This is a genomic window from Microtetraspora fusca, assembly GCF_001570365.1.
GTDB lineage: Bacteria > Actinomycetota > Actinomycetes > Streptosporangiales > Streptosporangiaceae > Microtetraspora > Microtetraspora fusca.
The window spans coordinates 37,846-59,737 of sequence record NZ_BBYK01000042.1 but is presented as its reverse complement, the minus strand read 5'-3'; the positions used below and the strand labels follow the sequence as shown (position 1 = coordinate 59,737).

Sequence of the window (21,892 nt, the reverse complement as noted above, 5' to 3'; positions counted from 1 at the left end):
GTCACGCCGACGGCCGGCCGTCGAAGGGGCCGGTGTCCTCGCCGACCAGCTTCGACGCGTCGGACCTGCCCCGCCGGGTGCCGCTCTGGAACGACCCCATGATCTTGCGGATCTCCTCCGGGGAGCGGTCGTCGTCGTCCTCGTCGGCGGCTCCGGCCTGCGCGTCGTCGCGCAGCGCGGGGGCGATGCTCGCCTGCGGCACCCTGAACGGCAGGCCGGACGGCGTGAAGGCCGGCTCGGGCGGCGTCCCCTGCTCGTCGTTCGGCCGCGGCCCCGGCTCCGGCCCCGGCTCCGGTCGGGGGCCGGGCACGGGCCCGGTAAACGGGCCGGTGAAGGGGCCGGTGTGCGGGCCGGTGACGTCGGGCGCGTCGGCGGCCGTCCCGGGGGCCGAGGACGCCGCGGGGTCGGGGATCGTCCGCACGGCCTGGACCGACGGCTCCCGGCCGCCCACCAGAGCGATCCGCGAGACGGGGAACGAGGGGTTCTCCTGCTCGTCGCGCGCCGCGCCGAAGGCGTTCTCACCGGCCGGCCGGTCGTCGGCCGCGGATTCGGACGGGCTCTGCTGGTTCATGCCGTCGCCTATCAGCTCGTGGGGAAGCAGGGCGATCGCCGTCGTCCCTCCGTACGGCGAGCTCTTGAGCACCACGCGGATGGCGTGCCGCTCGGCGAGCTTGCTGACCACATAGAGGCCGAGGCGGGCCGTGCTGGACAGGTTGAACTCGGGGGGATCGGCGATCCGCTCATTGGTCGCGGCCAGATCCTCCTCGGTCATGCCGAGACCGCGGTCCTCGATCTCGATGGCGTAGCCGTTGGCCACGACCTGCCCGCTGATCTGGACCATCGTGTACGGCGGGGAGAACGACACGGCGTTCTCGACCAGCTCGGCGAGCAGGTGGATGACGTCGCCGACCGCGCGTCCGGTCAGCTCGACGTCGCCCATCGGGAGCACGGTGACCCGGGTGTAGTCCTCGACCTCGGCGAGCGCGCCGCGCACCACGTCGACCATCGGGACGGCGCGGCGCCACGCACGGGCGGGGGATGCGCCGGAGAGGACGATGAGGTTCTCCGCGTTGCGGCGCATGCGGGTGGCGAGGTGGTCGACGCGGAACAGGTCGCGCAGCTCGGCCTCGTCGTTCTCGCGTCGCTCCATGACGTCGAGCAGCGTGAGCTGCCGGTGGACGAGCGACTGCGTGCGGCGGGCCAGGCTGAGCAGGATGTCGCGGATGCTCTGCCGCAGTTCGGCCTCCTCGACCGCGGTGCGGATCGCGGTCTCCTGGACGGCGTTGAACGCCTGGCCGACCTGGCCGATGACGTCGCCGCCGAACTGGAGGGGCGGCGCCTCGACGGCGACGTCCACCTTTTCGCCGTGGCCGAGCCGGTTGACGACGCTGGGCAGCCGCTCGTGGGCGAGTTCGAGCGCCGCGTCGCGGAGCTTCTCCAGCTGCTGGACCAGGGCGCGGGCCGTGGTGATCGCGAGAATGATCGACGCGACGACGGCGATGAGGCCGAGGACACCGGCGAGGACGAGGCGGACGATGACGCCGACCGCGAGCGGGACGGCCCGGCCGACGAGGCTGTCACCGCCGTCGATGACGATCTTCTGCAGGCCGTCGAGCGCGGGCTCGACCACCGAGCGCCACTGGGCGTCGGTGACGGTCAGCGGGCGTTCCACCTGGCGGGCCTGCAGGAGCTGGTCTTCCATGTTGCGCAGGCTGGTGACCGCCCGGCTCTTGCTCCACCTGTCGTACGCGGCCCGCTCCGCCTCGGGGAGGCTGACCGCGGCGTGCTCCAGGATGTAGCGCTGCGCGCCGACGAGGACGGCGAACCGCTGGTGGTCGGCCTCGGTGAACCGTCCGGTCGCGAAGACGCCGGCGAGCAGCGCGTCCTCCTGGGCGAGCGCCTCCCGGCCCCGGAAGAGCTCGTTGAGCGTGCGACCGTCCCGCGCGACGTCGACGTCGTTGAAGGTGGCGACGGACTCGTACATTCGGAAGAAGGACTCGGTGATGTCGTTGTAGGCGTCCTCGGCCTGCTGCCGGCCGATCCGCCCGCCGTCCACCGCCGTCCGGGTCGCGGCCAGGCCGTCGAGCAGGCGGAGCGTGCCGCGGACGTTCTCCTGGAGCGCGTCGCTCGCGGCGAACGAGATGTTCCCGCTCTTGGCCGAGCTCGTGTACTCCGCCCGGGCCTTGTCGGTGCGGGCCCGCTGCTCCTGCAGTTCCTGCCGGGAGTACGCCCCGGCGTTTCCGAGACGCCCGAGGGAGATCCGCCGCTCGCGCTGCAACTCGAAAACGAGCGGCTCACTGGGCTCGACCAGGGTGCTGTCGATCGTGGTCGCACCGAGCAGGTCCACGCCCTCCCGCAGCGTCACCCACGCCGCGAACGCCCACAGCGCGGTGAGCGACACGAGCAAGGCCGTGACCTTGGTCTTTACACGCGAATTGCGGAAGCGCATAGGTACCTCAATATGTGAGAATCCCGCGGCACATTTCCTCGGCAATTACCCTGAATGCCACTTTATGCCGCGACATGGGCACGCCAATATTGCCGCACCGCACCCGGGGTACCCTAGCAAAAGATATTAAATCCCCTCAAGGCGACTATGCATTTATAGACCTAATGTCCGAATAGGTCAGTATTTGTCACCTTTGAGCATGGTGACAAGATCATAACTGTCCGTACCACTCCATAACAACTGGATCGGTCCGAGCGAGGTGCAGCGCCGCGAGCACCGCGGCGCGCACGATGGCCACCGGGAGATAGAGGTCCTTGTCGTGCCAGAGCGGAGGATCGTCGGCGTCGGCCCCGGCCTCCAGCAGGAACGCGTAGCCCCGCGCCGCCGCCTCCGTGACCTCCGCCGCCGCGGCTCCCTGCCCGTGGAGGCGGGAGAGCAGCAGGACCTGCATGGCGTAGGCGGTCTCCTCCGCCGTCCCCTCCCATCGGCCCCAGGAGCCGTCCGGGCGCTGTGTGGACAGCACCCAGCGCACGGCCCGCCGTACCGCTTCCGCCGACTCCTCGCCGCCGAAGTCGCCCAGGGCCAGCGCGCAGCACGCCGTCGCGTAGAACGGCGAGGCGTGCCACCGGTCGTCCCAGCTCCCGTCCGGCCGCTGGTGGTCGCGCACCAGCGCCGACAGCTTCTGGACGTACGGCAGGTACCGCGCGGCGTCGTCCGGGAGCGCGCGGACGTACTGGCCGAAGGCGTCGAGCGCGTGGGCGTTGACGCTGACGGAGAAGCCGTCCTCCCCCGGCCAGGTGCAGAAGTGCGTGCCCGTCTCGAACGCCAGCAGCCCGGACGGCTCGCACGGCACGCCCAGCAGGGCGAGCGCGTACAGCGCGACGGATGTGGTGTCGGCGTCGGGCGGCAGGCCCGGCCCCGCCGGCGTCCCCGACGGGCCGATCGCCGCCCGCATGTCCGCGAGCATCTCCGGCGGCGCGTCGATGTCGATGCCGGCGCGGGCCAGCCAGCTCAGCACCCACCCGCGCTCGAACACCGTGATCGGCAACCCGACCGGGACGGGACCGCCGTGCCGGCGCGCGACCGCCTCCAGGTGCCGCAGCGAGCGGTCGGTGGTGTCCAGCAGGCCGCGGTCGCCCAGCCAGGCGGCGGTGGCGGCGGGTGACGCGCCCACGCTCCCGATCGGGGTGGGGCGGACCGCCGCGGCGCCGCCGGCCACCTCGCCCGCGATCTCCAGGGCGTGCACCAGCTTCTCCGGCAGGTCCACGCCCGAGGCGACCAGCGCCCGCACCTTCGCCAGCCGTTCCATGCCCATGCCGTACGGCAGGCCGAGCCGCCGCCCGCCCGCCTCGACCACCGCGCCCGGGGTGCGCTCCAGCTCGTTGAGATGCTCGTTGATCGCCAGGACGAGGGACGGCACGATCATGTCCAGCGCCGGCATGTCCGGCAGGGACGAGGCGTCCAGCGCCGGCCGGGCCGTCGCGGCCGGGTCCGAAGAGGTGCCGCCGAGCCGGTCGTGCAGCGCCTCCAGTCCCCGGCGCACCGCGTCGGCGACCGCGCCGGGACCCGCCGCCGCTCCGGCGCTCCCGTCATGGGTCCCGTCGCCGCGCAGCAGGTCGGACAGCAGCGCCTCCGTCGCGCTGAGGGTGGGGACGAGTTCGTACCCGTCCCTGGCGCCCCAGGTGCCGTCCTGGCGCTGCGTGCGCACCAGGTACTCGACCCGCTCGGCGTGCCCCGCGAGCCAGGGGGTCAGTGTGACCAGGCGACCGGTCTCGTACACCGACGGGGAGGCCTGTCCCCACGGCCGGGCCATGAGGCCGACAAGTAACTCGTCGGCCGCGTCGGCGAGGGCCTCCGCGCTTTCCGGAACAACCAGGTCGCCGATGCTCACATCTCACCCCAATAATCCGCGCCGCCGTAGAACCCGGTGTTGAAGCCGACCTGGCATTCCAGGTAGGCGACCGTGCGCGGGCACACGTCCCGCAGCGGTTCGAGCAGCTCTCCGGTGCGCTCCGCGAGCCGCGCCATCCGCTCCGACACCTCGGCGCGATCGACGCCGAGCATCAGCACGTTCACGTCTCCCCAGCCGACGTCCCGCCGATAGGTGGCGAGATCGTTGAGCAGCCGGAGATAGCGCTGGACCTCCGCGCTGATCGCCATCAGCTCGTCGAGGTGCTCCAGCGTCCACGGACCGCCCGTGAAGATCCAGTGAGAGACATTGACGAAGGAGGAGCCGGTGCCGTCGGCGTTGCCGAGGTACTCCTCCAGGTCCGGCAGGATCGGCTCCCGCTCCGCCGCCTCGCCGTCCCTTGTCTCCGGGTCGGCCGTCTCGGCGCGCGCCGCGTTCCAGTGCCACTCGCGGGCCATCGCCATCAGCATGCGTTCGAGTTGGGCGTTCCAGACCGGGCCGCCGGTCGCGAACGCGGGCACGGAGGCCAGCTCGTCCCGGATGTCGACGAGAAGCCGGGTGAGCGGCGTGGCCGCCTCCGCCGTGCCGTTCGCCGCGGCGAGGCAGTCGCGCACGATCCGATCGACGTCGTCGGCGGATTTCGCCGTCACGTCGATCAGCCAGTCGACGGCGAAGACCCACAGCGCGGCGCGGTTGACGATCCGCAGCCGGTCCGCCGTCTCCCAGGGCGAGCCGGCCGCGCCGACGTGGGCCAGCGCGGCGAAGAAGCCGGGGTCGAACGGCTTCCCGAGAAACAGGTCGCCGTACGCGTCCGCGCACTTTCGCAGGTCGCGCCCGCCCGCGGCGGCGAGCGCCGCGATCCGCCCCATCTCGGCCGCCGCCGCGAACCCCTTCGCGGCCGTGCCCGCGCTCCCCGCCGTACGGAGGTGGTGCTCGTGCATGATCAGGAACGCTCGATCGGCACGAGGGTCATCTGGACGCTCTGGTTGGGGCGCAGGGTCGAGGCGAGCTTCGGCACGATCGGGGTCGTGTTGCCGAGAACCGGTCGGAACCTGCTCAGGATCCCGCCCACCAGCAGCAGGGCCTCCATCATGAAGAGGGACGGCCCGAGGCACTGGTGCGGCCCGCCGCCATAGGGGAAGTAGGCGTAGCGGTGTCGGCGGTCCTCCCTCTCCGGATCGAACCGCTCGGGATCGAACTCCAGCGGGCGGTCCCAGAACTCCGGCAGCCGGTGGGTCAGGTAGGGGCTGAGCACGACGGTCGAGCCGGCCCTGACCTGGACCCCGCCGATGACGTCGTCCGCCACCACCTTCCGGGGGAGGATCCAGCCCACCGGGTACAGGCGGAGCATCTCGTTCAGGAACATCCGGAGATAGCGCAGCTCCGGCAGGTGCGCGGGGCTGATCGGGCCCGCGCCGACCACCCGGTCGACCTCCTCGTAAACCAGTTGCGCGATCTCGGGGTGGGCGTCGAGCACCGGCCAGATCCACGTCAGTGCCGTCGCCGACGTCTCGGTGGAGGCGCCGTGCATGCCGACGAGGTCGTCGCGGATCTTCCGGTCGCCGGCCTCACCGGGCTCGTCCTTGCGGGCACGGCACAGCGCCGAGACGATGTCCTGGTCGTCGTCCAGGTTGCGGCGGACCTCGCGGATACGCGCGTACGCGACCTCGTCGATCGTCTTGATGGACCGCTCGAACGCCTTGTCCCCGGGCAGCGGGACACCTTCGGGCACGAACGGCAGCACCAGCCTGATCGCCTTCGACGTCACGGCCGTGTCGTACGCGGGGACGAGCTGGGCGATGTCCTCACGCGAGATCTTGTCGCCGAAGAAGAGCCGGACGATCGTGGGGTGGACGATCTTCGACACCATGGTGAAGGCGTCGAAGGGCACCCCCGGCCGTATCTCCTCCTCGATCTGCTCGGCGAGGATCGACGCCATGCGCTCGGTGAGCGAGTCGATGTACCGGGTGGTGAACAGCGGTTGGACGATCTTGCGGCTCTCCTGCCAGCCCGCGCCGTCGGAGAAGATGCCGTCGCCGAACAGCGAGGTCAGCGGGTCCCAGAACATGCCCTCGCGCACGTAGTTCGACCAGTTTCCGCGCAGCACGTGCTGGACGTGGTCGGGGTGCGTCACCAGGTAGGGCTTGAAGGGGCCCATGTTGAGCCGGACGATCCTGCCCTCGGCCTGCTTCCCCGCCTCTTCGAAGGCCCGGATAGGGTCGCGGGTGTACTTGGCCAGGGCCCGGTAGAAGGGCAGGGTCCTCGCCTCGGGTGGGGGCGCGACGACGTCTGTTGACATTTGGGCGTTCTCCCAGCAGGAATTCACATCCGGCGCACATGCACCCGCGGTCACCCGCCGACCGGCAAGGACGGCTCAGGCGACGCGGGACAGTCCGTCGGCGCGTCATCCAGTGCGCTTTGACGTGGGTCGGTACGTGGTCGGTACTCGGTTCAGGCCGCCATGACGTTCTTCAGCCCGCGGTACCTCCGGTTCTTCCTTGCCTCACAAGCCGCATGACGCTACGAGATGCCCTCAGTCATCATCGACACCTGGCGGCAGTATCACATGATCAAATCGTCCGAATCAAGGTCGTCGGACTGACCAATTTTGTGATCTGTTGAGTGACATGCAGAAATCGCGGAGATTGTCATGGTTGAGCCACCAATAGGGGGAAGTGAGCTCACCCTCCGTTCACCCGTCGCGACAGTGGGCACCGGGGTTCGGGTGGGCCGGGCCGTTCCGTTGACACCCGCCCCCCGTACGCTCGGAAATGCCGCCTATGCGATCATCTTCGCGCCCACCACGGTGCCGCGGTTCGTCCGGGACATCCTCGGAGGCGACTCGCCGTCACCCGAGACCCGGCGGGTCCTGCCCACCCGACTCGTCAAGCTGCTCACCGAGGATCAGAGGAGGCCCCACACGATGGTCACGGTTGTCTTCGGCGCCCGGGGGAGCGTCGGCCGCCATGTCGCCGCAGGTCTGACCGCTTCGGGCGTGCCGGTCCGGCTGACGAGCAGAACGCCGGACGCCTCCCATGTGGCGGCGGATCTGGATATGCCGGAAACGTTGCCCGCCGTACTGGAGGGCGCGTCACAGGTCTTTCTCTACGCCAAACCCGCGGGCATCGACGAGTTCGTGGCGGCCGCCCGTTCGGCCGGGGTCCGGCACGTGGTGTTGTTGTCGTCCGGGGCGATCGTGCAGCCCGGCGCCGACCGCAATCCGATCGCTCGGGACCATCGGGTCGTGGAGTCGGCCCTGCAGGAGTCCGGGCTGTCCTGGACCTTCATCCGGCCGGGGATGTTCGCGACCAACACCCGATGGTGGTGGATGCGGGCGATCAAGGAGGGGCAGGCGGTGCGGTTGCCGTACCCGGAGGCGCTGACGGCTCCGGTCAGCGAGCGGGACATAGCCGCGCTCGCGGTCACGGCGCTGACCGAGCGGGGGCACGGACGACAGGCGTACACGTTGTACGGGCCGCAGGCGCTCACCCTGCGCGAGCAGGTCGGGCACATCGGTACGGCCATCGGCAGGCCGATCCCGATCGAGGTGGTCACCCCCGAACAGGCGCGCGCCGACCTGGGCAGGACGATGCCCGCGATGGGAGTGGAGGCGATCATGCGCGCGTGGACGGAGGGCGTCGACGTCGTCCCCGAGACCTCTGTCATCGTCGAGAAGCTCACCGGGCGGCCTGCCCAGACGTTCGCGGAATGGGCGCGGGACCACGCCGACGACTTCCGTCTCTGAACTTTCGGTCCGGCCGTTCCTTCAGCACCGTGTGGGTGGGCCGGCGCTCTGGGCCACGGCGGACGTCAGGTGAACGTCAGGGCCGGATAGGCGAAGAGCATCACGCCGCCGAAGCCGAGCTTGAGCAGCGCGTCGGTGACACCGAACGCGGGGGCGGGCACGCGGGCCAGGCGCAGGCCGAGGAACGCGTTGATCGCGATCAGGACTCCCAGAATCGCGATCAGCGGGCCGTGGGCGAGGCCCATCGGCAGAAAGTGCAGGCCGACCACGAACAGGATGGTCAGGATCTGCGTCCGCTCATCCGCGTTCTTGGTCTTCGTGAGGGCCAGATAGATAAGGCCCATCTCGATGACGATCGCGCCGACCAGCCCGGCGATCTGCGCGAACGACGGGCTGCCGAGGCTGGGCAACAGCGCGCTGAGACCGCTCGCCGTGAACCCCGTGACGAATCCGCCGATCAGGAACGGGAGCCAGTACTTGTTGAACGCCCAGCTTCCCAGGCAGCCCAGGCCGATGAAGATGAGAAAGAGGCCTCCTCCGCGGATCAGCGGATAAGGGTGGTCGGCTACGGCTTCCGCAATCGTCGGCATGTCGCTCCTAACTTCACAGAAACGATCTTGCCAGACTTTTCCTACCTTGGGCGCTCGCGCCGGCAGGCCGACCGCCGTGCCCGACACCCTGATACCTGGGCACCCCGGCCCCACGGCCTCACGGCCTCACGGCCCCACGGCCCCACGGCCCCACGGCACTGATCGGACCGCGTGGCAGGAGCCGGGCCGGCGTGGTGACCGGAGGGCGCGGCACATCCGGGAAATGTGAAGAGGCCGGGCCCTCGCAGGGCTCGGCCTCTTCGGCGGGCGACGGCCCGCCGGGGATGTGCTGGGGTACTGCCGGGTTTCAGACGCTCGTGTCAGGCCGTCGCGGTGACCAGGACGGCAAGCCCCAGAAGGACGACGACGGGGATCAGCCACATCACGACCTCGCCGGCGAATTCCTTGTACATCGCAAAGTTCTCCCTCTAGGGATATGAAACTGACGTAGCGCCAGCATATTCGGTCGCCACCCATGCTCTGTGGCCAGTGTCTAGCGGCTTCGCCGCGTTTGATGGCGCTCGCTCCGCTCGCGCGGGCTCGGGCGCCCCTTAGGCGATGTCTTCCCTCGTCGCTCGGGGCTTCGTTCCTCAGCCCGCTCGTTCCTCAGGCCAGCCACCGCCGCGCCTGGGGCTACGCCGACGCGGAGGGCGGGGGCGGCAGGGTCTTCCTGGTGGCGTCGACTCCTTCGAGGAGGACGGCCAGCCCGGTGGCGAAGGCCTCGTCGGCCTGGTCCTCGACGTACGTGGCCCCGTCGCGGCGGGCGGTGTCCCGCTCACGCGCCGAGAGCCGGATCGACATGGGGAAGCGTTCGGCGAAGTCGGGGGCGAGGCGTCCCAGCAGGGCGGAGCGGCCGGCCCACCATTCCTCGTCCGACATCCCGGTCGCGGCGGCGGCGATCCGTGACTCGGCGGCGGCCTGGGCATTCCCGCGCACGAAGTGGAACAGCGCGGCGACGACGCCGCGCAGCGTCGCGGCGGGCAGCCCCGTCTGGAAGACGATGCCGGCCAGCGTCTCCATGACGGCCTGCTCGTGCGGGCCCAGCACTGGGCGGGCGTGGGACACCTGCAGCACCCACGGGTGCCGCAGGTAGAACGCCCTCAGCTCCCCCGCCCAGGAGGCCACCGCCGCGCGCCATCCCCCGCTCAGGTCGTGGTGGGCGGACAGCTCGGCGTGCGCGCGGTCGTACATCAGGTCCAGGAGCTCTGCCTTGCTCGGCACGTAGGTGTACAGCGCCATGGAGGTGCAGCCGAGCCGGTCGGCCACCGCGCGCAGCGAGACGGCCGTCATGGGATCCGCGTCGGCCACCGCGATCGCCGCCTCCACGATCATGTCGATGTTCAGCGCGCGTCTGGGCCCCGGCGCCTTGCGCGGGCCACCGGCCTGGGCTGCGGGAATATCCTGCCCGCCCCACAACAAGGCCATCGATCGGGCCGCATCTCCCTGGCCTGCGAAGACGGTCACGACAACAACTCCTTATGGCATAAGGTATGGTCTTCCTCGTCAACAGTTTATGCCATATGGAGTTAGCTTCTCCTGGCGGCGTATGAGCGGAGAACCCCCATGCCCCAAGCGAAACTGCACGACGGAAGCACGATCGAGATCGAGGTCCACGGCGCCGGCCCCACGGTGCTGCTCCCGGTCAACCCGCGACCGGCCGAAGGCCCCAAGGCCGACGAGATGCGCAAGTGGGGCATGGACCCGGCGCTCGGCCATTCCCTCGTCGAGGGGCTCGGCGACGCGTTCCGGGTCGCCGCGTTCGACTACGAGGGCCACGTCATGGCCACCCCCAAGGCGGACACCCTGACGCCGGACGCCATCGCGGCGGATCTGCTGGCGGTCGCCGACGCGGTCGGCGCCGACCGGTTCGCCTACTACGGATATTCGTGGCTGGCCCTCAGCGGGCTCCAGTTGGCCATCCGCACGGACCGGCTGTCCGCGCTGGTCATGGGCGGGTTCCCGCCCCTGGGCGGGCCCTATGACGGGATGCTGAAGGTCACCGTCGCCACGCACGAGTTGGCGGCCGCGGCCACGCACACCCCGCAGGACCGGCAGGAGCCCGCGGAACAGGCCGGAGACGCGCAGACGGCCGACGAGTTCGACTGGGACACCGCCGAGGTGACCATCTCAGAACCGCAGGCCCGCCAGTTCGTCACCCTGTACCAGGCACTGCGCGGCTTCGACGACGAAGCCGCCCAACCCCGGATCGGCTGCCCCCGCCTGTGCTTCGTGGGTTCGGCGGACGAGATCTCCTACGGAGAACGCTGGGGCGACGTCCACGTCAGCCTGGCCGGTCCGATCATCGAACGACACGCCGAACTGGAAGACCTCGGATGGGACGTACGCGTCCTGGACGGGCTCGACCACACGCAGGCCATGCAGCCCACCCACGTCCTGCCGGTCCTGCGGCCGTGGCTCCTCTCCCAGATCGGCCGTTGAGCGGCGGCTCCACGACAGGCGCGGGCCTCGCATCGCAGGCACGCGATCGCCCCTGACCCCTCACCGTCCAGGCCCGGCCCCAGAGCCGGGCCCGGCGCGCCCTCTCCTGATCGGCAGGGCGACGACACGGCGCTCCCTGACGCCAGGGCCCAACGGTCGGGGCCGGGGGACGGCGGAGACACCGATCCGGGCTTGCCGCAAAACGGCTCCGATCGCGACTTGTCCGGCTATCGTGCTGCTCGCCAACCAGAACCCACAGCCGGAAACGCTCTCGGACGCCGACGAGCCGCCGGACGAGGAGAAGAGACATGAGCGAGTACGCGGCGACGTTCGACCTCGTCGACAGCGACGACGACGGCCTGATCTCGGCCGGAGAGCTGGTGCGCCTCATGGAGGTGCTCGGCGAGCGGATCACCGTGGAGAGCGCGCAGGCTGTGATCGACAAGGTCGACACCGACGGCGACGGCCTCATCAACATCGACGAGTTCGGCGCCTGGCTCCAGAGCGGCCGCCCGCTCGCCTGACCGCGTCATCGCCATACATCGCCCCGGGCCGCCAGGGCGGAGGGCGGCCCGGCGGGTGGAGTGGCGATAATCGCACCATGATGGCGGCGGAATCGGCGCAGACGCTGGAGCGCGGGCTGCGGTTGCTGCGGCTGCTCGCCGACGGAAACCGGGGGCGCACCCCCACGGAGCTGGCCCAGGAGCTCGGGCTGAGCCGCCCCGTCGTCTACCGGCTGCTCACCACCTTGCAGAATGAGGGGTTCGCCCGGCGCGACGCGCAGGGGCGGGTCCACCTGGGTTTCGGCGTGCTCGTGATGGCGCAGGCCGTGCAACCCCTGCTGCGCGCGGCGGCGCTGCCCGCGCTGCGCGCGCTCGCCGAGCAGGTCGGCGCCACCGCGCATCTGACCGTGGCCGAGGGCGAGGACGGCGTCGCCGTGGCCGTGGTCGAGCCGTCGTGGACCGACATGCACCTCGCCTACCGGGAAGGCTCCCGCCACCCGCTCACCCGCGGAGCCGCCGGGCTCGCCATCCTCGCCCTCCGCGAGGAGACGGCCCGGGTACAGGCGCACCCGGGCTCCCGTCCGGCGGGCGGCGAGGCGGAGCCGGAGACGGCGGCGGCCCGGCCGTTCCTGGTCACCGAAGGGCAGTTGCAGGAGGGCGCGCGCGGGATCGCCGTCCCCCTCCGCGGGCTTCCCTGGCTGGAGGCCTCCGTCGGGGTCGTCACCTTCGGCCTGCTCGACGTCGACGCGGTCGGTCCCCGCGTTGTCGAGGCCGCCCGCGACCTCGCCCGCACCCTCGCCCAGTGATCCCGTCCCCGCGGTTATCCACAAGCGGTGGAGACGGCTGTGCGCGGGCGCTGATTCGCTGACAGCAGCGTGCTTTCACCGCTCCGGCGATCAGCCGTCGGAAGGCCGGGGTGCTCCCTGCCTGACATCGACGGCAGGGGCATCGCCGACCGTCGCCGCCGCAACGCCGGGATGAATCATCTTTTTGTGGCCCAAAGGGTTTGACATCTCCACGCCTATGCCGGATCGTCGTACGTATAGAGGACACCGACGTCCGCATTCCGTACGCGCGGAGGGCCAATGCCGTACTACCGTGTCGTGGGCGATGTGCCACGCAAGCGCCATGTCCAGTTCCGCCGCCCGGATGGCGGGCTCTACGCCGAGGAGCTCATGGGCGAAGAGGGCTTCTCGTCCGACTCGTCGCTGCTCTACCACCGCCACCTGCCGACGGCGATCGTGAAGGCGGAGGCCGTCGATCTCGCCGCTCCCGGCCTCACGCCGAACCTGCCGCTCTCTCCGCGGCACTTCCGCACCCAGGACCTCGCCGCCACGGGCGACCTCGTCACCGGGCGGCAGCCGCTCGCCGGCAACTCCGACGTCCGCATGTCGTACGTCGCGACCGACGCGCCCAGCGACCTCTACCGCAACTCGATGGGCGACGAGTGCGTCTACATCGCGAGCGGCCGGGCTCGGTTCGAGTCCACGTACGGCGTGATCGAGGCGGGCGAGGGCGACTACGTCGTCATCCCGACCGGCACCATCCACCGCTGGGTCCCGGAGGGCCCGGTCACCGCGCTGGTCGTCGAGGCGGCCGGGCACATCCGCCCGCCCAAGCGCTACCTGTCCGCGTACGGCCAGTTCCTCGAACACGCGCCGTACTGCGAGCGCGACCTGCGCGCGCCCACCGAGCCGCTGCTCGTGGACGGCGAGGAGGTGCAGGTGCTCGTCCGGACGCGCGGCGGGCTCACCCGGCTGACCTACGCCCACCACCCCTTCGACGTCGTCGGGTGGGACGGCTACCTCTACCCGTACGCGTTCAACATCCAGGACTTCGAGCCGATCGTGAAGCGGACGCACGCGCCGCCGCCGGTGCACCAGACGTTCGAGGGCCCGGGCTTCGTGATCTGCTCGTTCTGCCCCCGGCCGCTGGACTTCCATCCGGACGCGGTGCCGATCCCGTACAACCACCACAACGTCGACTCCGACGAGTTGATGTTCTACGTCGGCGGCGACTACAGCGCGCGGCGGGGCTCGGGCATCGACGTCGGCTCGATCTCGCTGCACCCGGCCGGGTTCACGCACGGGCCGCAGCCGGGCGCGGTCGAGGCCGTCGTCGAGGCCGTACGGCAGGGCCACAAGGAGACGACCGAGATGGCCGTCATGATCGACACGTTCCGCCCGCTCGACCTGGGCGCGGCCGCCCTGGCGTGCGAGGATCCGGCGTACGCCTGGACGTGGGCCCCCCGCCGCTGACCGGCGGGGTAGAACGACCGGGACACACAACACAGCTCCGACGGAGAGGACGACGGTGACGCGAAGCTGGGTGCCGGGGGCGGACGAGTCGCTCTTCGGCCTGGACAACCTGCCCTATGGCGTTTTCTCGCGCCCGGGAGAGGCGCCCCGGGTCGGCGTGCGCGTGGGCGACCACGTGCTCGACCTCGCGCCCGTGCTGCACGACGAGGTGTTCGCCGCACCTAGCCTCAACCCCTTCCTCGCCCGGGGGCGTACGGCATGGCAGGAGACGCGTGCCCGGCTGCGGACGCTCCTCGCCGCCGACCGCGCCGACGAGGCGGGCGGGAACCGGGCGGTCGTCGAACCGCACCTGGTCCCGCTCGACCAGGTCACGATGCACCTGCCGGTCGAGGTGGCCGACTACGTGGACTTCTACGCCTCGCTGGAGCACGCGTCCAACCTGGGGCGGATCTTCCGCCCCGACGAGGAGCCGTTGAAGCCCAACTGGCGGCACCTCCCCGTCGGCTACCACGGGCGCGCGGGGACGGTCGTCGTCTCGGGCACCCCGATCAGGCGGCCGTGCGGGCAGCGGATGCCGGGGCCGTCGTTCGGCCCCTCGGTGCGGCTGGACATCGAGGCCGAGCTCGGCTTCGTGGTGGGCTCGCCGACCCGGCTGGGCGAGCGGGCCCGGGCGTTCGACGACCACGTCTTCGGGGTCACCCTGGTCAACGACTGGAGCGCACGGGACATCCAGGCGTGGGAGTACGTGCCGCTCGGCCCGTTCCTCGGCAAGTCGTTCGCCACCTCGATCTCGCCGTGGATCACGCCGCTCGAGGCCCTGTGCCCGGCCCGGGTCGCCGGGCGCGAGCAGGACCCGGCCCCCATGGACTACCTGCGCAGGGACGCTCCGTGGGGCCTCGACCTCGCGCTGCGGATCGAGCTGAACGGCGAGACGATCTCGACCCCGTCCTATCAGGGCATGTACTGGACACCCGACCAGATGCTCGCCCACATGACCGTCAACGGCGCGTCGCTGCGCACGGGCGACCTGTTCGCCAGCGGGACGATCTCCAGCGAGGGCGCGTTCGGCTCGCTCATCGAGGTGACCTGGAACGGCGCCGAGCCGATCAAGCTGGCCGACGGCACCACGCGCTCCTTCCTGGAGGACGGCGACACCGTGACGATCAGCGCGGTCGCGCCGGGCGGCATCGCGCTTGGAGAGGTTACCGGGAGGATCACGCCGGCGACGTAGGGCTACGATCCGCACCTATACTGCTACTCAGCGCGACGAAGGCGTCCCGTGGATCCTCGTCACGGCGAGGGTCCGCCGGGGTGCCCCGGTGACCCGGCGCCGCCGTGAGGAGCCGCCCCGGCGGACGCGGCGAGCCGGGAAGGTCCACGGCGCGGCACCTGGATCGGGCACCGAGGAGGCAGGCGGCGGATGCGGTTCGCGGCGTGGACGACGGCTCTCCTCGCGACGGCGGCGCTGCTCCTCCTCGCCGCGTGCTCGGCCCTGCCCCCACCGGAGCGTCCGCGCGCGATGCCGCGCATCACGATGTCTCCCGCGCCGGACGCCTCGGCCGCCCGGCCGGACAAGGGGCTGGTCGTCACGGCGCACGACGGCACGCTGACCGCGCTCAGCGCGTACGCGGGCGACGTCGCCGTGCCGGGCACGTTCAACGCCTCCCACACCGTGTGGCGCTCCGACTGGATGCTGGCGCCCGACACCCAGTACGTCGTGAACGCCACGGCGGCCGCCTCCGGCGGCGCGACCACCCGCATCACGGGCCGGTTCCGCACCCTGCGCCCGCGGCACGCGTTCGACGTTCTCTCCGTCACCCCGAACGACCAGGAGACCGTCGGCGTGGGGATGCCGATCATCCTGACGTTCGACCGGCCCGTCGAGGACCGGCGGGCGGTTGAGCGGGCCCTGGAGGTCCGTGCCGCCCCGCTCGACACCCCGGCGGCGTACGGCCAGCAGGACACCCGGGCGTACTCCACGTCGTACAGCGGGCCGGTGGACGGCGCGTGGCACTGGTTCGGCGACAGCCAGGTCGTGTTCCGCACCAGGAAGCTGTGGCCGGCCCGGCAGAGCGTCGTCTTCACCGCCCACCTCGCGGGCGTACGCGCCGCCCCCGGCACGTACGGCACGGCGGACCGCACGACCGCGTTCTCCGTCGGGCGGCGCATGGTCAGCACGGTCGACACGCGCGCCCACCAGATGGTGGTGCGCCGGGACGGCGTGGTCGCCCAGCACATGGCCATCAGCGCCGGCATGGCCACCACCAGGGAGTACACCACCACCAGTGGCATCCACCTGACGATGGAGAAGGGCGATCCGGTCCGCATGGTCTCGCCGGGCCGCAAGAAAGGTGATCCCGAGTATTACGACGTGATGATCGGCCACGCGGTGCGGATTTCCAACAGCGGCGAATACGTGCACGCCAAGAACAACGTGTGGGCGCAGGGTCGGGCCAACGTGAGCCACGGCTGCGTGAACGCCCGCCCCGACCAGGCCACGTGGTTCTACGACAACGCGCTGCGCGGTGATCCGGTCATCGTCACGGGCACCGACCGCGAGCTGGAGTGGAACAACGGCTGGGGCTACTGGCAACTCTCCTGGTACGAGTGGCTGAAGGGCAGCGCGCTCCGCGAGCCGGGACCGGTGCGCGCGTTCATCAGCCCGATGATTCCACCGAATCTTGAAACATCAGGTGTCGCCCATACAGAGTTAACGTAAAAGCAGGAACCCCTACGAAACGGGATCCGTTTATCGCTTTGGAGGCGAAAAAATGGACTCGTGGATCATATGGCTGATCCTGGCCGCCGGCCTGGGAGTGGCCGAGATCTTCACCCTGACCGCCGCCCTCGGACTGATCGCCGTCGCGGCGCTGCTCACGGCGGGCGTCGCCGCCCTCGGGGTCCCCATGGGCCTCCAGCTCGTCGTCTTCATCGCCGCCTCCATCGCCGGGATCGCCGGGGTCCGCCCGATCGCCCGCCGCCACCTCACGCAGCCGCCGTCCCGCAAGTTCGGCGTCCCCGCGCTGGTCGGCCGGCCCGCGTACGTGACCCAGGAGGTGACCGCCAGGGACGGCCGGGTACGCATCGGCGGTGAGGAGTGGTCGGCCCGCTCCTACGACGAGACCCTCGTCATCCCGGCGGGCGCCACGGTGGACGTCATCGAGATCGAGGGAGCGACCGCCCTCGTCTACCCACGGGACTGAACGCAGGAGTGAGCATGGAGTGGTCCTTGATCGCGGGAATCGTCGTCGCCGTGCTGGTGGTCGCCACCGTGCTGCGAGCCGTCCGGATCGTCCCGCAGGCCCGCGCGGGCAACGTGGAGCGGCTGGGCCGGTACAACCGCACGCTCGGCCCCGGCCTGAACTTCATCATCCCCTTCGTGGACCGGGTGCGGCCACTGATCGACCTGCGCGAGCAGGTGGTCTCGTTCAAGCCGCAACCGGTGATCACCGAGGACAACCTGGTCGTCGACATCGACACCGTGCTCTATTTCCAGGTCACCGACCCGCGGGCGGCGGCGTACGAGATCGCGAACTTCATCCAGGGCGTGGAGCAGCTCACCGTGACCACGCTCCGCAACGTCGTCGGCGGCATGGACCTGGAGAAGACGCTGACCTCGCGCGACACCATCAACAGCCAGTTGCGCGGCGTGCTCGACGAGGCGACCGGCAAGTGGGGCATCCGGGTGAACCGCGTCGAGATCAAGGCGATCGACCCGCCGAAGACCATCAAGGAGGCGATGGAGAAGCAGATGCGCGCCGAACGGGACAAGCGCGCCGCGATCCTCACCGCCGAAGGTCTCCGGCAGTCGCAGATCCTCACCGCCGAGGGCGAGAAGCAGAGCGCGATCCTGCGCGCCGAGGGTGAGCGTACGTCCCAGATCCTCAAGGCCGAGGGCCAGGCGCAGGCGATCGACGAGGTGTTCCAGGCGGTGCACCGCAACGACCCCGACCCGAAGATGCTCGCCTACCAGTACCTCCAGGTCCTCCCGCAGCTCGCCAACGGCCAGGGCAACACGTTCTGGGTGATCCCGAGCGAGGTCACCTCGGCGCTGCAGGGCGTCTCCCGGGCGTTCACCGAGGCGCTGCCCCGCTCGGCGGCGACCCGCGAGCCCGACCAGCGGGAACGTACCGCCGGGACCGAGGCCGTCAAGGAAGCCGAGCGCGCCGCCGCGGAGGCGAAGGCGGCGGCCGAGGACAGCGAGGTGACCGCCGGTCGCCCACGGCAGATCGAGACCGCGAAGAACCCACTGCCCGACCCGCTGGACGCCGCCCGCAGGCAGGCCGACCGCGCCACGGACACGTGAGCGTGAGAGCAGGTCGCGCGGGCCGCTCAGCGTGATCGCGCGATCGTGATGAGCGCGAGGAAGCGGCGGTAGCGGTCCAGTTCCTCGCTCACCGGGACGAGCACCAGGCGGTGGGCGACCGCCGCGATGCTCGCGCGCAGGACGCGGGCGGCCCGGCGCGCCCTGCGCCGGCTGCCCACCCAGGCGGCCAGCCGGCTCACCAGGGCGACGGCCACCCCCACGATCGCGCCTCCGACCAGCAGCACCGTCGGCCACGGCACCTCGCCCACCTTGGGCGTGGGCGGCGGGGGCAGCATGAGCGCGGCGACGGCGAACAGCGCGAGCAGCCAGGCGGCCCCGGCCACCAGCACGGCGAAGACCGACCACTGCAGCGCTCCAACGGCCCGCCACCACCGCGGCCGGCGCGACACGCCGAGGGACGTCCGGGCCACGGCCATGTCGATCTCGTCCGCCAGCTCGCCGCGGTGCGAGCGGGCCGCGTGCCGGACGGCCGCCGCCCACGGCTCGGGCGTCTCCCGGGCGGCCTGCGCGCCCACCTCCCGGATCGCGGTGTCCACCTGCGACCGCTGGACGGCGGTCGCCGCGGGCACGGACGTCCGTCCCGGCGTACCGGGGATGCCTCCGATGTGGAGCCGGCGGAGTGGGTCGGGGCGCAGCCTCCGCAGCCAGCGGGTCACCGGCCACCCCGTCGCCGCCACGGACCGGTGCCGGTGCGCCTTGGCCACGGACTGGACGACCAACGGCACCGCCGCCGCCTCTTGCAGGGCCTCGACCAACGCCTCTTCCAGGGCGCCGGGCGACGGCCCGGTCCGCCGCCTCCCTTCGGGGAGCCCGGGGGGCGGCACCGTGGGGATCTCCGGGGACGCCTCTCCCGGCCGGCGCGGCGGCCGCCCCCACCGCCTCGGCCGCTCGCCGGTCTGCCAACGCGCGGAGCGCTCGGCCGCCCGCCGCTGCGGCGGCACCGTACCGAGTCTCCGGAACGGCGTCGCCGCGCCGGGGGCCGCTTCGGGAGCGCCGTCCTCGACCCCGGCCAAGACGGTGGCCGCCGCGGCGACGTCGGCGGCGAGCCGCGCCGCCCACACCGTACGGCGGGACACCAGGCTGGACAGCGCCTCGCGCAGCTCCGGCAGGCCCTCGCCCGTCAGCGCCGACACGGCCACGATCCGCACGCCGGACAGGCCGTCCGCGGCCAGGAGCGCGCGAAGGTCCGCCAGGCAGCGGCCGACGGCGGGACGCGGCAGCCGGTCGATCTGGTTGAGCACGACCAGCATGACGTCCCGGTGCCGGGCCAGCGGCCGGAGATACCGCTCGTGCACGGCCGCGTCCGCGTACTTCTGCGGGTCGAGCACCCACACGAGCAGGTCCACGACGGCGACCAGGCGATCGACCTCGAGCCGGTGGGCCAGCTCGATCGAGTCGTGGTCCGGCAGGTCGAGCAGGATGAGCCCGGAGAGGTCGCCGCCGTCCACCGAGTGCCGCCGGGGCACCTCGAACCAGTCCAGGAGCGGCCCCGCACCGCCCCCGTCCCAGAGCGCGGCCTGGCCGTGCGCGGTCGTCGGCCGGGTCACCCCCACGTCGGCGAGCGGCGTGCCCGCCAGCGCGTTGAACAGCGACGACTTGCCGCTGCCGGTCGCTCCGGCGAGGGCGACGGCGGTGTGGTCCACGGAGAGCCCGCTGCGCGTGCCCGCCCGGGCCACCACGGCCCTGGCCCGCTCGACCAGCGGGTGCCCGAGCCGCCCCTCCGCCAGATCGGCCGCCTCCGCGAGCGCCGTGAGCCGGTCGTCCAGGGAGACCGCGCCCCTTCTCCGCTTCAGCCTCACCGCGTACCGCCGGAGGGCCCGCTCTCCCCGCCGCCCGGGACCGCCGCGACCGGTATCTCCCGCTTCCGCTCCTCCACGACTCTGGCGGCGGCCCGCAGCCGCTCCGGGATCTCCTCGTCCGGGACGAGGCCGTCGAGCAGGTCGGTGAACCGGGCCAGCTCCCGGTCCAGGACGCCCCGGACCCGTCGGCCCAGGGCCTGGCGCGCCTCGTAGGTCAGGATGCGCACCGCCTGGTCGCCGAAGATCGCCTCAAGGAGCTTCTGGCTCACCACGCTGGTGCCGCCCGCGATGCCGATCTCCAGGCCGGTGATGCCGCCGGTGGACGCGAAGGCGCCGAACATGAGCAGCAGGCCGAGGCCGTTCACGCCGTAGGAGGCGGCCCGGGCCGCGATCCGCTTGTCCGCGCCCTCGGTGCGTACCAGGTCGAGCACCTCTCCCTGCCAGGCGCGCACCTCCGCGGCGGCGGTGGCGCGCAGATCGGGCGACGCGCGGCCGAGCCGTCCGGCCGTGGCGACGCCCGCGCGTTCGAGCAGGTCACGGCCCGCGGGCATGGACAGCCACGACTCCACGACGCGTTCGGCGGCGCCTTCCGCCGAGGAGCGGATCAGCGCCTCGACGCCGCTCTCCAGCGCCACCCGCAGCTCCCGGTCGGGGGCGGGACGTCCCCTGATGAAGGCGACGACGCGGTCGCGGACCCAGCCGACCCGGGACTCCAGGGCGCGCATCAGGTCGCCGGTGCCGATGAATTCCTGCCAGCGGGCGAGCACCTCGCCCCTGAGCAGCGAGCCGTCGCGCATCCCCTCGTTGAAGGCCGACATCGCCGAGTCGTACGACTTCACGGCGACGTCGCGCAGGCTCGCGACACCCTGCCGCTGCTGTTCCACGTGCGAGGCGAGGACGGGCACCCGGACGACGAGGCTGTCCAGGGCGCCGGACAGCGTCTGGCGTACCACCCGGGCGCGGGATCGCGCGTCGGCCGACAGGGCGCCCAGCCAGTCGGTGACCGGACGTACGGCCTCGGCCGGCAACCTGGCCCGCTCCGACGGGAGGACCAGCTCGGGGATGCCGAAGAGGGGCGTCCCGGCCAGCCCGTTCTCCCGGAGCAGGCGCTCCAGGTCGGCGGTGATCGGGGCCATCGCCTCCGTCGGGACCCGCTGCAGCACGATCGCGAGGGCGGTGCTGCGTTCCCGGGCGCTGCGCAGGAAGCTCCAGGGGACCTCGTCGGCGTAGCGGGCCGCGGTGGTGACGAACAACCACAGGTCGGCGGCGGCGAGGAGCTGCGCGGCCAGCTCGCGGTTGGCGGTGACGACGGAGTCGATGTCGGGGGCGTCGAGCAGCGCCAGCCCCGGCGTGAGCGCCCGCACCACGGCCACCTTCAGGGTGCCCGGCTGGCCCGGCCCCGGCCCGGTGACCCGGGGCAGAGTGGGCAGCACGCGGCCGGACATGAACCAGTCCGCGTCCTCGGGACCGGCCACGAGGGTGGGCGCGAGAGTGGTCGGCCGGAGCACGCCGGGCTCGGTGATGTCCGCCTGGACGATGGAGTTGACCAGGGTGGACTTGCCCGCGCCGGTGGACCCGCCGACGACGGCCAGCAGGGGCGCGTCGATGGCGGTCAGCCGGGGCAGCAGGTAGTCGTCGAGCTGCCCGGTCAGCTCCTTGAGGGCGCGCCGGTCCGCAGCGACGTCCCCGATCTCCAGGGGGAACAGGTCGTGGTCGAGTTGACGTCGCAGCGCTGCAAGGGCTTCGAGCAGCCCCGTACCGCCCGGCATACCCACGGACCTTCCCGCACCGGCCCCCGCTAAATGCCGAAATACAAGAACTTTCTGGCACAAAGCCGGGCAAAAGGCGATGCGGTGTGTGTAAGCCGGTCCGG

At 71.6% G+C, this 21,892-nt stretch carries 17 protein-coding genes; 9 read left to right on the top strand and 8 right to left on the bottom strand.

Annotation, left to right across the window (positions count from 1 at the left end):
- Position 1 precedes the first annotated feature (1 nt).
- From AWQ68_RS09485 to AWQ68_RS09470, 4 genes are all read right to left on the bottom strand, one after another.
- Positions 2–2,449: a sensor histidine kinase gene (locus tag AWQ68_RS09485; protein ID WP_066937917.1), complete on the bottom strand. Its 2,448-nt coding sequence runs from the start codon at positions 2,447–2,449 to the stop codon at positions 2–4.
- 211 nt (positions 2,450–2,660) lie between these two features.
- Positions 2,661–4,340, bottom strand: a complete 1,680-nt coding sequence (locus AWQ68_RS09480) for a prenyltransferase/squalene oxidase repeat-containing protein (protein WP_218006823.1) — start codon at positions 4,338–4,340, stop codon at positions 2,661–2,663.
- The gene (locus tag AWQ68_RS09475; protein WP_066937915.1) at positions 4,337–5,299 is read right to left on the bottom strand and encodes a terpene synthase family protein; all 963 of its coding nucleotides are present in this window, start codon (positions 5,297–5,299) and stop codon (positions 4,337–4,339) included. The genes AWQ68_RS09480 and AWQ68_RS09475 overlap by 4 nt, the downstream gene beginning before the upstream one ends.
- Positions 5,300–5,301: 2 nt before the next feature.
- The gene (locus AWQ68_RS09470; protein ID WP_084463813.1) at positions 5,302–6,657 is read right to left on the bottom strand and encodes a cytochrome P450; all 1,356 of its coding nucleotides are present in this window, start codon (positions 6,655–6,657) and stop codon (positions 5,302–5,304) included.
- A 444-nt stretch (positions 6,658–7,101) separates the two neighbouring features.
- On the opposite strand from AWQ68_RS09470, the gene AWQ68_RS09465 reads away from it, so the two are divergent.
- On the top strand, positions 7,102–8,103 hold the full coding sequence (locus tag AWQ68_RS09465) for an NAD(P)H-binding protein (protein WP_218006822.1): 1,002 nt from the start codon (positions 7,102–7,104) through the stop codon (positions 8,101–8,103).
- A gap of 65 nt (positions 8,104–8,168) precedes the next feature.
- Here AWQ68_RS09465 and AWQ68_RS09460 read toward each other — a convergent pair whose 3' ends face one another.
- Entirely contained in the window at positions 8,169–8,780 is a 612-nt protein-coding gene (locus AWQ68_RS09460) for a DUF6609 family protein (RefSeq protein ID WP_245655828.1), read from the bottom strand.
- A gap of 546 nt (positions 8,781–9,326) precedes the next feature.
- Positions 9,327–10,157 (bottom strand): TetR/AcrR family transcriptional regulator, encoded by an 831-nt coding sequence (locus AWQ68_RS09455; protein ID WP_066937910.1) that lies wholly within the window; start codon positions 10,155–10,157, stop codon positions 9,327–9,329.
- A 99-nt stretch (positions 10,158–10,256) separates the two neighbouring features.
- On the opposite strand from AWQ68_RS09455, the gene AWQ68_RS09450 reads away from it, so the two are divergent.
- From AWQ68_RS09450 to AWQ68_RS09415, 8 genes are all read left to right on the top strand, one after another.
- Entirely contained in the window at positions 10,257–11,132 is an 876-nt protein-coding gene (locus AWQ68_RS09450) for an alpha/beta fold hydrolase (protein WP_066937904.1), read from the top strand.
- Between the two features lie 308 nt (positions 11,133–11,440).
- Positions 11,441–11,656 carry an EF-hand domain-containing protein gene (locus tag AWQ68_RS09445; RefSeq protein WP_066937900.1) on the top strand — a complete coding sequence of 72 codons (216 nt, stop codon included), beginning with the start codon at positions 11,441–11,443 and terminating at the stop codon, positions 11,654–11,656.
- Positions 11,657–11,733: 77 nt separating this feature from the next.
- Positions 11,734–12,441, top strand: coding sequence for an IclR family transcriptional regulator (locus tag AWQ68_RS09440; RefSeq protein ID WP_245655827.1), 708 nt, complete (start codon positions 11,734–11,736; stop codon positions 12,439–12,441).
- A gap of 279 nt (positions 12,442–12,720) precedes the next feature.
- On the top strand, positions 12,721–13,893 hold the full coding sequence (locus AWQ68_RS09435; RefSeq protein ID WP_066937894.1) for a homogentisate 1,2-dioxygenase: 1,173 nt from the start codon (positions 12,721–12,723) through the stop codon (positions 13,891–13,893).
- A gap of 55 nt (positions 13,894–13,948) precedes the next feature.
- Positions 13,949–15,124 carry a fumarylacetoacetase gene (gene fahA, locus AWQ68_RS09430; RefSeq protein WP_066937890.1) on the top strand — a complete coding sequence of 392 codons (1,176 nt, stop codon included), beginning with the start codon at positions 13,949–13,951 and terminating at the stop codon, positions 15,122–15,124.
- Positions 15,125–15,313: 189 nt separating this feature from the next.
- Entirely contained in the window at positions 15,314–16,612 is a 1,299-nt protein-coding gene (locus AWQ68_RS09425; protein ID WP_066937888.1) for a L,D-transpeptidase, read from the top strand.
- 52 nt (positions 16,613–16,664) lie between these two features.
- Positions 16,665–17,096 carry an NfeD family protein gene (locus AWQ68_RS09420; RefSeq protein WP_066937885.1) on the top strand — a complete coding sequence of 144 codons (432 nt, stop codon included), beginning with the start codon at positions 16,665–16,667 and terminating at the stop codon, positions 17,094–17,096.
- A 14-nt stretch (positions 17,097–17,110) separates the two neighbouring features.
- Positions 17,111–18,199, top strand: coding sequence for an SPFH domain-containing protein (locus tag AWQ68_RS09415; protein ID WP_066937878.1), 1,089 nt, complete (start codon positions 17,111–17,113; stop codon positions 18,197–18,199).
- A gap of 26 nt (positions 18,200–18,225) precedes the next feature.
- On the opposite strand, the gene AWQ68_RS09410 is transcribed toward AWQ68_RS09415, so the two are convergent.
- Together AWQ68_RS09410 and AWQ68_RS09405 are read right to left on the bottom strand one after the other, a co-directional pair.
- Positions 18,226–20,019 (bottom strand): YfjP family GTPase, encoded by a 1,794-nt coding sequence (locus AWQ68_RS09410; protein WP_066937875.1) that lies wholly within the window; start codon positions 20,017–20,019, stop codon positions 18,226–18,228.
- Positions 20,016–21,788: a GTPase family protein gene (locus tag AWQ68_RS09405; RefSeq protein ID WP_174554095.1), complete on the bottom strand. Its 1,773-nt coding sequence runs from the start codon at positions 21,786–21,788 to the stop codon at positions 20,016–20,018. Before AWQ68_RS09405 ends, AWQ68_RS09410 begins: the two co-directional genes overlap by 4 nt.
- Positions 21,789–21,892: the final 104 nt, after the last annotated feature.